We start from the raw sequence: 14,629 nt of genomic DNA on the forward strand, positions 1-14,629 counted from the left end.
CGCTTTCTAAGGAGAGGAACATAGGGATGAAGCGAGTTATAAAAGAGTTTTTCTTTCAGCATGATATTGCCATTATGATTGGAATATTAATTGCTTTTATCGTTTTTTTGAACATGCAATTGTTTACATGGATTGCAGCTATTGCAGTTATTGCGGGGATTATCTTTTATACAATTAACGAATATGTAACACATCGTTTTTTATTTCATTTAAAGCCGCCAAAGAATCAGTTTTTATTAAAAATGTTAAAACGTCTTCATTATGATCATCACGTATATCCGAATGATTTAAAGTTATTATTTTTACCTGTTTGGTATAGTCTTCCTGGATTTACGATATATTTATTCATCGTATATGGTATTACTTCTAGCATCACGGTGACATTATCATTTGGAATCGGAATGATTTTCATGCTTTTAGTATATGAATGGAAACATTACATTGCCCATCGGCCAATCCGTCCAATGACTCCATATGGAAGATGGCTAAAGAAACAGCATATACTCCATCATTATAAAAATGAGAACTACTGGTTTGGAGTATCGAATCTGTTTTACGACTTTTTGTTCAAGACATATAAAGAAGGAAAAGATGTCGAAACGAGTGAAACAGCTCGTAATTTGGAAGGTGAGAAAGCAGTGCAATAAGCACTGCCTTTTTTATTGCAATACATGTTTCGTTAAAAATGGAAAAATATGACGTAATTTGTCTATCGAAAAATCTTTGCTTATAAAAATAGATTGTCTACAATGAGATTAAGTTTCTGAATATTTATAAAATTTAGTAATTAATGTATTCATGGGAGGGGATTTTCTACTATTCGTATGGAAAAGAAAGGGGACGATATGAAGTGAAACAAGAATCATCTGCTCGTAAATTAAATAGTGAAATCAATTACACAGAAGTAGTACAATCTGCTGCATTTCAAAATTTATTACAAGCAAAGAAAAAATTTATTGTACCGATGAGTATTTTCTTTTTCAGTTTTTTTATTGCCTTGCCTATTTTAACATCGTATTCAAAAGTGCTCAATACACCAGTATTTGGTGATATTACATGGGCATGGGTGTTTGCATTTGCTCAGTTCGTTATGACGTGGGCATTGTGTATGATCTATAGTAAAAAAGCGGAATCATTTGATCGGTTATCGAATCAGATTCTTGAAAATGTAGATAAAGAGAGGGGATAAAGATTGAATACAACAGCTTTTACGTTGTTTTTAGTAATTGTTCTTGGGACGCTCGTCATTACGTACTATGCATCGAAAAAAACAAAAAATGCAAGCGATTTTTATACAGCAGGCGGTGGATTAACAGGATGGCAAAACGGTTTGGCGATTGCGGGTGATTACATGTCCGCTGCTTCTTTTCTTGGGATTGCTGGAGCCATAGCATTAACAGGTTTTGATGGTTTTTTTTATAGTATTGGTTTTCTTGTTGCCTATTTAGTTGTATTATATCTTGTTGCAGAGCCGCTTCGAAATCTTGGGAAATTTACGTTAGCAGATATGATTGCAGCGCGTTTTGATGCAAGAAAAGTACGCGGAGTAGCAGCGCTTAATACGATGACGATTTCGATTTTTTATATGATTGCACAGTTAGTCGGGGCAGGAGCACTTATTAAATTATTATTAGGAATCGAATACACAACGTCTGTATTGATTGTTGGGACGTTGATGACTGTATATGTTATTTTTGGCGGAATGACAGCAACGAGCTGGGTTCAAATTGTTAAAGCAGTATTATTAATGGCAGGTACATTTATTATTTCTGTTATTGTGTTTGCCAAGTTTAATTTTAGTATTACAGAAATGTTTGCACAAATGAAGACAGCAACACCGCTGAAAGAAGCATTTTTAAATCCAGGTGTGAAGTATAAAATTGGTTTAGATACCATTTCCTTGAATCTAGGACTTGTTCTTGGTACAGCGGGATTGCCTCATATTCTTGTTCGTTTCTTTACGGTTCGTGATGCCAAAACAGCTCGTCAATCTGTTGTATATGCAACGTGGCTAATCGGATTTTTTTACATTATGACAATTTTCTTAGGGTTTGGAGCGGCGGCATTTGTTGGGAATGAGGCAATTATCAAAGCGAATGCAGCAGGTAATATGGCAGCGCCAATGTTAGCGAAAGCGTTAGGTGGAAACTTTTTGTTTGCTTTCGTTTCGGCAGTAGCATTTGCGACAATTCTAGCTGTAGTAGCAGGACTTGTTTTAACAGCTGCATCAGCGTTTGCTCATGATTTCTATAATGAAATTTTACGACGAGGAAAAGCAACGGAAAAAGAACAAGTAAAAATGGCACGCTATGCTTCAGTGGGAGTTGCAGTATTTTCTATTATTTTAGCGTTATTTGCGCAAACATTAAATGTAGCATTCCTTGTATCACTTGCATTTGCTGTTGCGGCAAGTGCGAACTTACCGGTTATTTTATTCACAATATATTGGAAACGCTTTAATACTACGGGTGCAATTTGCGGTATGCTTGTTGGTTTAACTTCTGCTATTGTTCTCGTTGCGATGAGTCCGAATGTATGGAATCCAGTGGCTGGAAAAGCAATTTTTGTTGGGGACCCGTTATTTCCATATACAACACCAGGAATTGTCTCCATTCCACTTGGATTTTTAGCTGCCTATTTAGGGACAATTTTATCTAGTAAGAAAGAAGATGCCGCTAAATTTGATGAAATATTAGTAAAGTCGAATACAGGACATGGTATTAGTGACGTATCGGCGCATTAAGAAGCAGAGTGCTTTCTAGCTAAAGGAAAGCACTCTGTTTTTTATTTTACTAATTTTCTTTTTTGAATTTTTTAATTATCTGGTAGGATTTACCTCACTTTTGTGGAATGAAGGTTTAGGAAGAGAAAAATTCACATCATCATGAGGCACCGAACAGCTTTAGATATAAAAAGTTGTAATGGAAGGTGGAATGTATGGTGAAAACGAAGCAATCTGGAGAATTATTAGCAAAAGATGAAAAATACGTATGGCATGGAATGCGTCCGTATAGTCCGAATAGTACAATGATTGGAATGAAGGCAGAGGGCTGCTGGGTGGAAGATAGTGAAGGAAACCGCTATTTAGATGGAATGAGCGGTCTTTGGTGTGTGAATAGTGGCTATGGAAGAAAAGAACTAGCTGATGCTGCGTATGAACAGTTACAAAAACTTTCTTATTTTCCGATGTCACAATCACATGAACCAGCAATTCAATTAGCAGAAAAATTAAATGAATGGCTTGGCGGGGATTACGTTATTTTCTTCTCTAATAGTGGTTCAGAGGCAAATGAGACGGCGTTTAAAATTGCTCGTCAATATTATGCATATAAAGGAGAACCGCATCGTTTTAAAGTTATGGCACGCTACCGCGGTTATCATGGAAATACGATGGCGGCGATGGCAGCCACAGGACAAGCACAGCGGAAATATCAATATGAGCCGTTAGCGGCAGGCTTCTTACATGTTACACCGCCAGACTGTTATCGTATGCCAGGAATTGATGAACAGAATATTTACGATGTGGAATGTGTAAAAGAAATTGATCGCGTGATGACGTGGGAATTGAGTGAAACGATAGCGGCATTTATTATGGAACCAATTATCACAGGCGGAGGTATTTTAATGCCGCCGCAAAATTATATGAAGGCTGTCCATGAAACGTGCAAAAAGCATGGGGCACTTCTTATTAGTGATGAGGTCATTTGTGGTTTTGGACGTACAGGAAAACCATTTGGATTTATGCATTATGATGTAAAGCCAGATATTATTACGACGGCAAAAGGAATTACAAGTGGATATTTACCATTGTCCGTAACGGCAGTGAAAAAAGAAATTTATGAGGCGTTTCAAGGGGCAGGAGAATACGAGTTTTTCCGCCATATTAATACATTTGGCGGAAATCCAGCTGCTTGTGCATTAGCGCTTAAAAATTTAGAAATTATGGAGAACGAAGGGTTGATTGATCGTTCTGCTCAGATGGGGTCTCTTCTATTAGAACAATTAAAAGACGCGATTGGCGACCATCCATATGTAGGAGATATTCGCGGAAAAGGGTTACTCGTTGGAATTGAACTTGTAAACGATAAAGCGACGAAAGAGCCAATTGATGGGGACAAAATTGCAAGTGTTGTGAATGCATGTAAAGAAAAAGGATTACTTATTGGCCGCAATGGTATGACGACAGCGGGTTATAATAACATTTTAACGTTAGCGCCGCCGCTGGTAATTTCTAGCGAAGAAATTACGTTTGTTGTAGAAACGGTGAAGGCGGCGATGGAACGTATTTGATAAAAGGTGAAAAGCGAGCCAGAAGGATAAGGCTCGCTTTTCGGTTTGTTGTTTATTGAAAAGAGTACATACATGTATAATATATTTGCTGCTTTATGGAGAGCGAGAAAAACTGTTATTAGCAGGGTAAAGGGACAATATAAAAAGTGTGATTAGGTTAATGAATTTGAAATGAACGGAGAAATAAATATGTTATTAAATCAACGTTTTACAATCGGTGAAATGGCAAAAATGCATAATATTCCTGAATCGACATTGCGGTATTATGATGAAAAAGGTATCTTTCATCCAGCAATTGTTGATTCACAAACGAATTATCGATACTATACGATTGGTCAATTTTCAATGCTAGATACGATTAAGTTTTTACGTCAGTTAAACATACCGCTAAAAGAAATTAAACGATACATAGATGAAAGAACACCATCATTTGCATTGAATTTATTAGAAAAGCAGGAAGAGATGTTATTAAAAAAACAAAGGGAAATTGAATATACATTAGCAAAAATAAAACATAAAATTCGTTTAATGAAAGAAGCTGTGCAAACAAATACTCATACGGTCTTTTTTACAGAAATACCAAAGCGTAAAATTACGTCTTTACCTATTACTCCAAATGTAACGGATGACATGTTTGAATATTATATTCATTCACTTCAAAAAAATATGAAACAAGTAGATAATAGTTTGTTTTCGGGTGATATAGGTGTTACTGTAGCAAAAGATGCATTATTACAACATGATTTTCAAGCGTACAATAGCGTATTCATTCTTCTTGATTACATGCCATTTCAAATTGCTACTTCTAATGTAATTGAAGAAGGGATATATGCGTGTGCGTATCATCATGGACCATACGAAGAAACCGATAAGACTTACATAAGGCTGCTACTAGCTATTGAGCAGGATGGGTATGAAATATGTGGTGATGCAATTGAACTAGCCTTAATTGATTTGTCTGTAACGAGTAATCAAGAGGAGCAAGTGACAGAAATCCAAATCCCTGTGATCAAAAAAAGATAAAGTGAAACTTCCTTCTGGGAGCGTTTTTTCCCAGAAGGTTAGTTGAACCAATCGGGCTTTTACGGGCAGTTGTCCCCCCACCTATCTTCTTTTCTTTTCTTTTCTTTTCTTTTCTTTGCATGTTGAGGTGAGGGTCTTACTGCCCGTTAATGCGGGATAAAGTGAAACTTCCATTAGTGGGTGGCTTACTATCCGCAAATAGCGGGATAAAATAGGTAGGACATCATGAATAACAAAATATATTGTTTACTTCTCTCTTGACCTTCAAGTAACTTGAAGGTTTAAAATGTGAACAGAGAGTCGTAAAGGAGAGTTTTGTTATGGAAGCAACTGAGACTTTAAGAGAAAAACCGATTAAAAGTTTATTTATTTCGTATTTAATTCCGGCTGTACTTGGAATGGTACTGATGTCGGTGAATATTATGATTGATGCAGTTATGGTTAGCCGAGGTGTGGGGGCGAATGGTTTGGCAGGAGTAAATGTTGCTGTTCCCGCATTTTCCATCTTTTTCTCGATCTCATTATGGATAGGAATGGGCGGAGCAACAATGTATTCTATCGCTTTAGGAGAAAATAAAATAGAGCGAGCACGTTCTATTTTCACGCAATCTATGACGGTAGCCGTTGCTATTGTTGGTGTGTTAATGATTATTTGTTTATGGAAAATAGAAGATATAGCTTATTTATTTGGAGCAAATGATGTGATTTTACCGTATTCATTAGATTATCTCCATGTATTATTTACATTTGGAATGGTATATGTATTAGAAAATGTTTTGAGTACATTTATACGAAATGATGGAAATCCGAATTTAGCTATGGCAGGTTTAATTATCACAGCCGTATTAAACATTGTATTTAATTATATTTTTATCTTCATTCTTGGCTGGGGTGTGACAGGATCAGCAGCTGCTACTATTTTATCTGCAGCAATTGGTTTTCTTGTGCTGCTGAGTCATTTCTTTAGAAAAAACAGTATTTTAAAATGGACGAAATTACATTTAGAATGGTCGACGGTAAAACAAATTATGATCATCGGTTTTCCAAGTTTCACGACAGAGGTTACGGTAGCAATTGTAACAATTGGTTTTAACGTTACTTTTATTCAGTACGCTGGTGAGCAAGGCGTTGCATCCTATGCTATGGTAAACAGTATTCATGCCGTGACGCTACTTTTATTCTTTGGAGTTGGGGCAGCACTACAACCTATCGCGAGCTTCCATTATGGTGCAAATTTATCGGAAAGGTTGAAAGAAGGGTTACGGCTTGCGGTAAAAACAGCTGTTGTACTCGGTGCTATCGCAACAATAATCGGTTTATTCTTTGGGAAATATCTTATCGGTTTATTTGACGTTCAATCTGAAGAATTATTAAATATGACGATAATAGGAATCAGTTTATTCTTCACGCAATATGTATTTTTAGGTTATAACATTGTATATGGAGAGTATTTTCAATCTGTAAGACAAACAACAAAATCTGTTTTTATTATATTGAGCCGTGGATTGCTGCTTATCATACCTCTTCTGTGGATCATGCCGAAATTGTTTGGTGTAAATGGAATATGGATTGTAATGCCTGTGGCCGAACTAATAACAGCGTGTGCGGTATTTGCAATGAATCGTTTTTCACATCCAGTTTCTATACAAATGTTGGCAGAGAAACATATATAATGATGAGATCCCCTTAATGTGTTAAGGGGATTTTTTGCTATTCATAGACAGAATTTCTACTTTAAAATTCGAAGCACCACTTTAATTTCAGTATGATTTTTGTGAAAAATTGTATTGTATACATTATTCTATATTTCTATTTAGTATGGAAATATTACTTTTAAAGGATGAAATAGGTTGAATTGGAAAAAGGAACTACACAAATAATCAGAAGAATATTATGATGGAAAAAATAGAGAGATGGGAGTATTTGTAGAAATGCTAAAAAGAAAAAAGTGGATAACGTATAGCGTGATTCTTTTGATGATTGTAGTTGGTTATATGAGTACTTTACAATATATTATTTACAAGCATGGACATATGAAAGCACCGAATGATGCAGAGTATATGATTGTACTTGGCGCCCGTGTGAACGGAACAGAACCATCTTATTCTCTGCAATATCGTATTGATAAAGCCGCTGAATATTTAAAAACACATCCAGAAACAACTGTAATTGTGTCTGGTGGTAAAGGAAAAGGGGAGAAAATCTCCGAAGCTTTAGCTATGAAACAAGGATTAATGGAACAGGGAATTCAAGAAGAACGAATTACAATGGAAGATCGTTCTACAAATACAAATGAAAACATACAATTCTCAAAATCTCTTATTCCAACAAATAAGAAAAAAGGAATTATTGTAACGAGCGATTTTCATATGTACTGTGCAAAAAAGATTGCTGAAAAACAAGGATTGCAGTTAGAGGGATTGTCTGCAAGAACACCAAAACCTGTTATCATTCAATCTAATGTTCGAGAATATTTGGCAATTACAAAGTATTGGCTCATGGATCAAATATAACGGGAAATCTTACAAAACTGTAATTTAGCTGAAAGATAAAACGATAGTTTCTAAAGTTTTGGAATGGCATAATAAAAGTAACAAAAACAACAAAACTTTAGAGGTGAATCGTATGAAAAGCAATAATATTTTATCTTCATTATGTTATTTTAGTATTTTCTTTGCACCATTCTTATTTCCAATTATCGTCTACTTTATTGCTGAAGGTGACGTGAAATATCATGCGAAAAAAGCACTATGGACGCATATAATTCCATTCATTATCTTATTTGGAGGCTTTGCTTTTTCGGGGGCAGTTGGTATTGGTATGGGAGACGCTGCAAGTGTTGGTGTGATTGTAACCTATATCATTTGTGCAGTTGTAGGAATTTATTATTGTGTTTGGAATATTGTAAAAGGTGTGAAGGTGTTGAAAGCAGCTTAATTATGTATGAAAGGATCAATCAAATAAGATTGGTCCTTTTTTATATGTCATTTTGTCATAAACATATCATTTGTCTATAAGTGAAAAATATGTTAATTATTGAGTATTCAGATTACAGGAGGCAGGATATTATGAATGAAGTTATACATAAAATGGAGCAACACGTATCAGTTCGTAAATATAAAAAGGAACCGATTCCAAAGAATATAATTGAAAGAATGATTGAAGCAGCACAGCATGCGGCATCATCACATTTTGTGCAAGCTTATTCTGTTGTATATGTAACAGATGAAGCATTAAAAGAACAATTAGCGGAGCTATCTGGAAATCGTCATGTGAAAAGTTGCGCGGCATTCTTTGTTTGCTGTGCAGATTTAAAGCGATTGGAAATAGCATGTGAGAAGCATGGAACAGAAATTAAATCTGATACAACAGAAAATTTCATTGTGGCAACGGTAGATGCTTCCCTGTTTGCTCAAAATTTAGCACTTGCTGCTGAATCTCTTGGATATGGCATTTGTTATATTGGCGGCATTCGTAATAATCCAGAGCAAGTAAGCGAATTATTACATTTGCCGGATAAAGTATATCCAGTCTTCGGAATGACACTTGGTGTACCGGATGAAAATCATGGGGTGAAACCTCGATTATCAGTTGGAGCTATTTTACATGAAAATGTATATGATGAGAAAAAATATAATGAATTATTGGATGAATACGATCATACGACAAATCAGTATTATAAAGAAAGATTAACAAATCAAAAGGATGTGACATGGACTGGTTCAATGAGTGCGTTTATGTCACAGGAGAAGCGATTGCATATGAAAGAATTTTTGGATAAAAAGGGATTTAATAAAAAATAATGTAGAAAAAGCGGCTATTACATATGCCGCTTTCTTTCATGTATTTTGGAATTGTTCTACTGTTTACAAGCCTCTACATCAATCCCCGCAGCAATTAATTTCTTTTCTCCTTCTTGTTCAATAATCTTTTGTAGTTTTGATAAGAACGAATCAAAATCTGTATGCTGTGCAACTTGGAATGTCATTTTATGTTCAATTGGAAGCCATGTATCAATGTCTGCTTCATTATGTTGGATTTTTACTTCTAGCTTATCTAGAGCGTTTGCTACTTTTGCTTCATATGTTTCTTTTTCTTCAAATTCCATCCATAGGTCATATAATTCTTCTCCAAGTGGACCTGACAGTGTATGTTTAATATTCAGGATTGCTTGCTGTTCGTTTTCTTGTTTTTTTCGCTTTAATTCTTCACTATTCATTGTATCAAACGCAGGGATATCACCAGCTTCAGCTTCAACTAAATCGTGAATAATTACCATTTTAAGTAACTTTTCTATATTCACTTCTTTATCTAAATAAGGCTGAACGAGGATAGCCATGAGTGACATACGCCATGTATGCTCTGCTACACTCTCTTGACGGCCGTTAGAAAGCCAACTGTGCCGCATTTCGTATTTTAGTTTTTCTGCTAGTGCAATTACTTTTAAAATATTATATTCCATATAAATCTCCCCTCTATATATATTAATCTTAATACGAAAATGAAATGTGTCAATTTTATGCGTTTATTGCGATAAATAGAAGACTATGGAATTTTAGCATCACGTTTAGCTGCAGTTGGATATGCAGATACAAAACCGGTTGCTGCAAATGATTCTCCAGAAAACTGGCAAAAAACCCGTCGTGTTGTCATTTATATTAAAGAGCTTTAAATTAGATAAAAATGTAATAATTTACCGTTTTTTTATCTAATTTTAAAAAAAAAACAAAAATACAAGTATTCTTTTAAAAAAATATTTAAATTTTATCATTTTATTTTGTATAATGAAGGAGAATGTTAACATTAAATATTAGGATATCTCTATACATAGAAAGGGAGAATTATTAGAATGGCACATAAAATTTTAGTTGTAGATGATGCAATGTTTATGAGAACGATGATTAAAAACTTATTAAAAAGCAGTACTGAGTTTGAAGTAATTGGTGAAGCAGAAAATGGATTGGAAGCTATCCAAAAATATCAAGAATTGAAGCCAGACATTGTAACGCTTGATATTACAATGCCAGAAATGGATGGATTAGAAGCATTAAAAGAACTTATAAAGATTGATGCAAGCGCAAAAGTTGTCATCTGTTCTGCTATGGGACAACAAGGTATGGTATTGGATGCAATTAAAAGTGGAGCAAAAGATTTTATTGTAAAACCGTTCCAAGCGGATCGTGTAATTGAAGCATTAACAAAAGTAGCAACAAACTAACATACAAAATAACTGGAGGCGCCAACTTGAACATAAGCTATTGTATATGTAATGAAAAAAGGGTGCCTCCTTTTTATATCCTTTCTATTAGTTTATGAAACATTAAATTAATATACATAAATTATAGGTTTCCAGAACGGACAGGTAGGGGATTGATATGCAAACAGACTTATTAAGTATTTTTTTCGAAGAGTCAGAAGAGCATTTACAAGCGTTAAATGAAAATGTGCTCATATTGGAACAAAAACCAGGAGACATGGAAGTTGTTGGGGAAATTTTCCGATCTGCACATACATTTAAAGGGATGTCTGCTAGTATGGGTTTCACAGAAATGGCAGATTTAACTCATAAAATGGAGAATGTATTAGATGAAATTCGTCACGGCAATATAGCTGTAAATGCTAACATTATTGATGTGATTTTTGAATGTATCGATAATTTAGAGAAAATGGTTGCGGATGTGCAGCAAGGTGGTATGGGGAACATTCATGTTGCTAGTACAAAACAAAAATTAGAAGCATTGCTTCATGGTGATCAACCTGCGGAGCAAGCTGAAAACGCGATAGAGCAAAATCTAGATGATAATGCATCTGCATCTCATGTGGTACATATTTCTATTCAGCAGCAGGCGATGTTAAAAGCAGTGCGCGCGATTATGTGTATTGAGGCATTGCAAAGCCTTGGGAAAATTGAAAAAACAGTGCCGACTGTAGAGGAAATTGAAGCGGATACGTTTGATTTTGAATTTACCGTTTATTTAAAAACAGAGCGAAGCGAAGAAGAAATTCAGCAAGCTGTACTTCACGTATCTGAAATTGAAAAAGCAGAAGTAAAGAAATTAGAAGTATTGTCGTCTGTAAAAATAGAGGAAAAGCAAACTGTTCAAGAGAGAGAGCTTCCGCAGCAAACATCAGTAAAAGAACCTGCAAAGGCAAAAGGTAAAAATGCGAAGGTTGAAAATCGTTCGATTCGTGTACAACTAGATAAAATTGAGCGCTTAATGAATATGTTTGAAGAAAGTGTCATTGAACGCGGAAGAATTGATGAATTAGCAGAATCCATTCAAAATAAAGAATTGATTGAGCATTTGAACCGATTAGGAGACATTTCAAAGGATATTCAAAATGTTTTACTAAATATGCGCATGGTTCCAATTGAAACGGTTTTTAATCGTTTTCCGCGTATGGTACGTATGCTTGCAAAGGAACTTGGAAAGAAAATTGATTTGCAAATTACAGGTGAAGATACAGAAGTCGATAAGATTGTTATTGATGAGATTGGGGATCCACTTGTACATATTATTCGTAATGCAATCGACCATGGTATTGAAACTGTTGATGTAAGGCGTAATGCTGGAAAAAGCGAAACAGGAACAATTAAACTCGAGGCATTTCATAGTGGTAATCATGTTGTCATTCAAATCTCTGATAATGGCAGTGGTATTCATAAAGGAAGAGTATTGAAAAAAGCGATTCAAAATGGCGTTGTGACAGAAGCAGAAGCGAATAAACTAACGGACCGTGAAGTGTACGAGCTTATCCTTGCACCGGGATTTAGTACAGCGGAAGTTGTTTCTGATTTATCAGGCCGCGGTGTAGGGCTAGATGTTGTGAAACATACAATTAATAGTTTAGGTGGACATGTAATTATTGAATCAGAAGAAGGGAAAGGAAGTACGTTCCGCATCGAGCTTCCGTTAACACTTTCTATCATTCAATCAATGCTCGTTCAAACAAATGAAACACGCTATGCCCTGCCGCTTGGAAATATCGTTGAAGCGGTTCGTATTAGAAAAGAAGATATTCAAACACTGCAAGGAAAAGATATTTTAAATTATCGTGATCAAGTTATTGAAGTAAAACATTTAAGCGTTATTTTCGGTGAAAAGACATTAGAAGAAGCATTGGCAACATATGAGGGACAAATGGTTCCAGTTTTAATTGTTCGTAACTCACGTCGCAGTTACGGATTAGTTGTAAACACGATTATTGGTCAAAGAGAAATTGTACTAAAATCACTGGGGGACTTTTTTGCTGATAGTGTAACATATTTTTCTGGTGCAACGATTCTTGGTGACGGACGAGTAGTTCTCATTTTGAATCCGGAAGGTTTATAAGATGAATAAACTCCTCAACGCATATGGTTGGGGAGTTTTAGATTATCTTGCTATTTGCGGGTAACAACCTCTCTAACGTAAGCTTCAGAAGAAGCAAAGATATGTGGTGGATAACTGCTGGCATGTACCCGATTGGTGGAATCTTTCCATCAGTAGGACATGAAGAAAACCTTCACTGATGGAGGTTTTACTCTATATATTAGCTGCTTTTTGTAATAAATTTGTTAAAATGTATAGATTTTAGTTGTTTTCTTTAGTAAATTTGTATTTAATTTTATATGGACATTAAATTATTAAAATGTAAAAATGCCATGATGATATAGAGAAAGAGCGATATGAGGGGGTTTAGCAAATGGCTGAACAACAGAAACACGGAGACAGTGGTACACTTGTACTTGAGAAAGATCATTCACATTTATTAACACAACAAGAATGTGATATTCTCGGAGAAATTGCAAATATATCATTTGGCTCAGCTTCAACGGTATTGTCAACTTTATTAAATCGACAAGTGAGTATTACTGCTCCTCACGTAGAAGTAATAGATTTATATGATACGAGTGAAGTTGAAACTCCACATGTTGTATTAAATATTAATTTTACAAAAGGTCTTGAGATGGAGAATTTGCTTGTGATCAAGCAAGATGTTGCGTTAGCAATTGCGGATTTAATGATGATGGGGACAGGCGAAATTGAAGACGGAAAAGAACTGTCCGAATTAGAATTAAGTGCTGTTAAAGAAGCGATGAACCAAATGATGGGATTTGCAGCAACTTCTATGTCGGAATTTTTCCAAGATGTTGTAGATATGTCTCCTCCGACAATTCAAGTTGTTACCCTTAAGGAAGAAATGGAGAAAATTTCTGATGTAGATAATAGTGGTGCGATTATTAAAGTATCATTTGATTTGAAAGTCGATGATTTAGTAAATTCAAAACTTGTACAAATTATTTCAGTAGAAGGTGCAAGGAAAATGGTTAATAAGCTGCTGCAGTTATCAGGAGATCTAGAGGAGCAAGAAGATCCTTCAGTAGTAGAAGTATTAACCCAAGAAGAGAAAGATGTCATTGGCGAAATTGCTAATATATCAATTGGTTCAGCTTCTACTGTTTTATCGACATTGTTGAATCAACCTGTAACCATCAGTACACCACAAGTTGAAACGATTAGTATTCGCCGTTATGACGATATGCCTGTTCCGTTTGTTATTTTAAATGTAGATTTCGTTGAAGGGTTACAACATGAAAATATATTTGTATTTTCCAAAGATGTTGCTTTAACGATGGTAGATTTAATGATGATGGGAACTGGTGAAATTGATCCGGAACAAGAGCTGACTGAATTGGAATTAAGCGGCGTAAAAGAAATAATGAACCAAATGATGGGGCATGCAGCGACGGCAATGTCTGAAATGTTCTCAGAGAAAATGGATATTTCACCGCCAACAGTTAAATTTGTTAGTCTTCATGAAGAAATGGAGAGTATGAGTGTAAGTAGTCAGATGGATGAGCTCGTTCAAATTACATTTCAATTGGAAATTGGCAATTTAGTTCATTCGAAGATGTATCAAATCTTGCCAATACCAGAAGCAAAGGCAATGGTAAGGCGTTTACTTCCACAGGTAGAAGATGAAGGAATAATAGAGAAGCAAGAGGAACATGTAAAAGCTCCTACAGTACAGCCTGTACAGGTACAAGAAACAAAGGCTGAAGTTAATACATATGTGCAATCGGATATATTACAAAATGTAGAAGTGAACTTGAAATTTGTATTTGGAAGTACGATGAAAACAATTGAAGATATTTTAAATTTACATGAAAATGAAACAGTGTTCCTGGACGAAAGTACTGAGGAGCTGATTCATATTTATGTAAATGATGTGTTAGTGGCTTACGGAGAGCTTGTAAATGTGGATGGATTTTTCGGTGTGAAAGTAATGAAATCGCTGTGATTCATCATGCTAGGAGTTAGAAATGAAAAAT

General features: G+C 35.3%; 13 protein-coding genes and 1 pseudogene. 13 read left to right on the top strand and 1 reads right to left on the bottom strand.

The window, feature by feature from the left end; translation table 11 throughout:
* Window positions 1–26: 26 nt before the first annotated feature.
* The 9 genes from WAX78_RS14045 to nfsA all read left to right on the top strand — a co-directional run bounded on the left by WAX78_RS14045 (window position 27) and on the right by nfsA (window position 9,116).
* Window positions 27–647: a sterol desaturase family protein gene (locus tag WAX78_RS14045; RefSeq protein ID WP_336482878.1), complete on the top strand. Its 621-nt coding sequence runs from the start codon at window positions 27–29 to the stop codon at window positions 645–647.
* Window positions 648–850: 203 nt separating this feature from the next.
* Window positions 851–1,189 carry a DUF485 domain-containing protein gene (locus tag WAX78_RS14050; protein WP_336482879.1) on the top strand — a complete coding sequence of 113 codons (339 nt, stop codon included), beginning with the start codon at window positions 851–853 and terminating at the stop codon, window positions 1,187–1,189.
* 3 nt (window positions 1,190–1,192) lie between these two features.
* Window positions 1,193–2,743, top strand: a complete 1,551-nt coding sequence (locus WAX78_RS14055; protein WP_336482880.1) for a solute symporter family protein — start codon at window positions 1,193–1,195, stop codon at window positions 2,741–2,743.
* A 194-nt stretch (window positions 2,744–2,937) separates the two neighbouring features.
* Window positions 2,938–4,290, top strand: a complete 1,353-nt coding sequence (locus WAX78_RS14060; protein WP_336482881.1) for an aspartate aminotransferase family protein — start codon at window positions 2,938–2,940, stop codon at window positions 4,288–4,290.
* 189 nt (window positions 4,291–4,479) lie between these two features.
* A complete protein-coding gene (locus WAX78_RS14065) occupies window positions 4,480–5,313 on the top strand; it encodes a MerR family transcriptional regulator (protein ID WP_336482882.1) in 834 nt (277 codons plus the stop codon).
* Window positions 5,314–5,633: 320 nt separating this feature from the next.
* Window positions 5,634–6,986, top strand: coding sequence for an MATE family efflux transporter (locus WAX78_RS14070; RefSeq protein ID WP_336482883.1), 1,353 nt, complete (start codon window positions 5,634–5,636; stop codon window positions 6,984–6,986).
* 258 nt (window positions 6,987–7,244) lie between these two features.
* Entirely contained in the window at window positions 7,245–7,826 is a 582-nt protein-coding gene (locus tag WAX78_RS14075) for a YdcF family protein (protein WP_336482884.1), read from the top strand.
* Between the two features lie 112 nt (window positions 7,827–7,938).
* A complete protein-coding gene (locus WAX78_RS14080) occupies window positions 7,939–8,250 on the top strand; it encodes a DUF4870 domain-containing protein (RefSeq protein ID WP_336482885.1) in 312 nt (103 codons plus the stop codon).
* 131 nt (window positions 8,251–8,381) lie between these two features.
* Entirely contained in the window at window positions 8,382–9,116 is a 735-nt protein-coding gene (gene nfsA, locus WAX78_RS14085; protein WP_336482886.1) for an oxygen-insensitive NADPH nitroreductase, read from the top strand.
* A 56-nt stretch (window positions 9,117–9,172) separates the two neighbouring features.
* Here nfsA and WAX78_RS14090 read toward each other — a convergent pair whose 3' ends face one another.
* On the bottom strand, window positions 9,173–9,775 hold the full coding sequence (locus WAX78_RS14090) for an HD domain-containing protein (RefSeq protein ID WP_336482887.1): 603 nt from the start codon (window positions 9,773–9,775) through the stop codon (window positions 9,173–9,175).
* Between the two features lie 99 nt (window positions 9,776–9,874).
* Between WAX78_RS14090 and WAX78_RS14095 the strand changes: the two are divergent.
* The 4 genes and pseudogenes from WAX78_RS14095 to WAX78_RS14110 all read left to right on the top strand — a co-directional run.
* Window positions 9,875–9,985 (top strand): annotated as a pseudogene (locus WAX78_RS14095) (OmpA family protein); the annotation flags it as partial.
* Between the two features lie 177 nt (window positions 9,986–10,162).
* Window positions 10,163–10,531: a response regulator gene (locus WAX78_RS14100; protein ID WP_336482889.1), complete on the top strand. Its 369-nt coding sequence runs from the start codon at window positions 10,163–10,165 to the stop codon at window positions 10,529–10,531.
* 157 nt (window positions 10,532–10,688) lie between these two features.
* A complete protein-coding gene (locus tag WAX78_RS14105; RefSeq protein WP_336482890.1) occupies window positions 10,689–12,647 on the top strand; it encodes a chemotaxis protein CheA in 1,959 nt (652 codons plus the stop codon).
* Between the two features lie 352 nt (window positions 12,648–12,999).
* Window positions 13,000–14,598, top strand: coding sequence for a flagellar motor switch protein (locus tag WAX78_RS14110; RefSeq protein ID WP_336482891.1), 1,599 nt, complete (start codon window positions 13,000–13,002; stop codon window positions 14,596–14,598).
* Window positions 14,599–14,629: the final 31 nt, after the last annotated feature.

Source organism: Bacillus yunxiaonensis, assembly GCF_037104695.1.
GTDB classification, from domain to species: domain Bacteria; phylum Bacillota; class Bacilli; order Bacillales; family Bacillaceae_G; genus Bacillus_A; species Bacillus_A yunxiaonensis.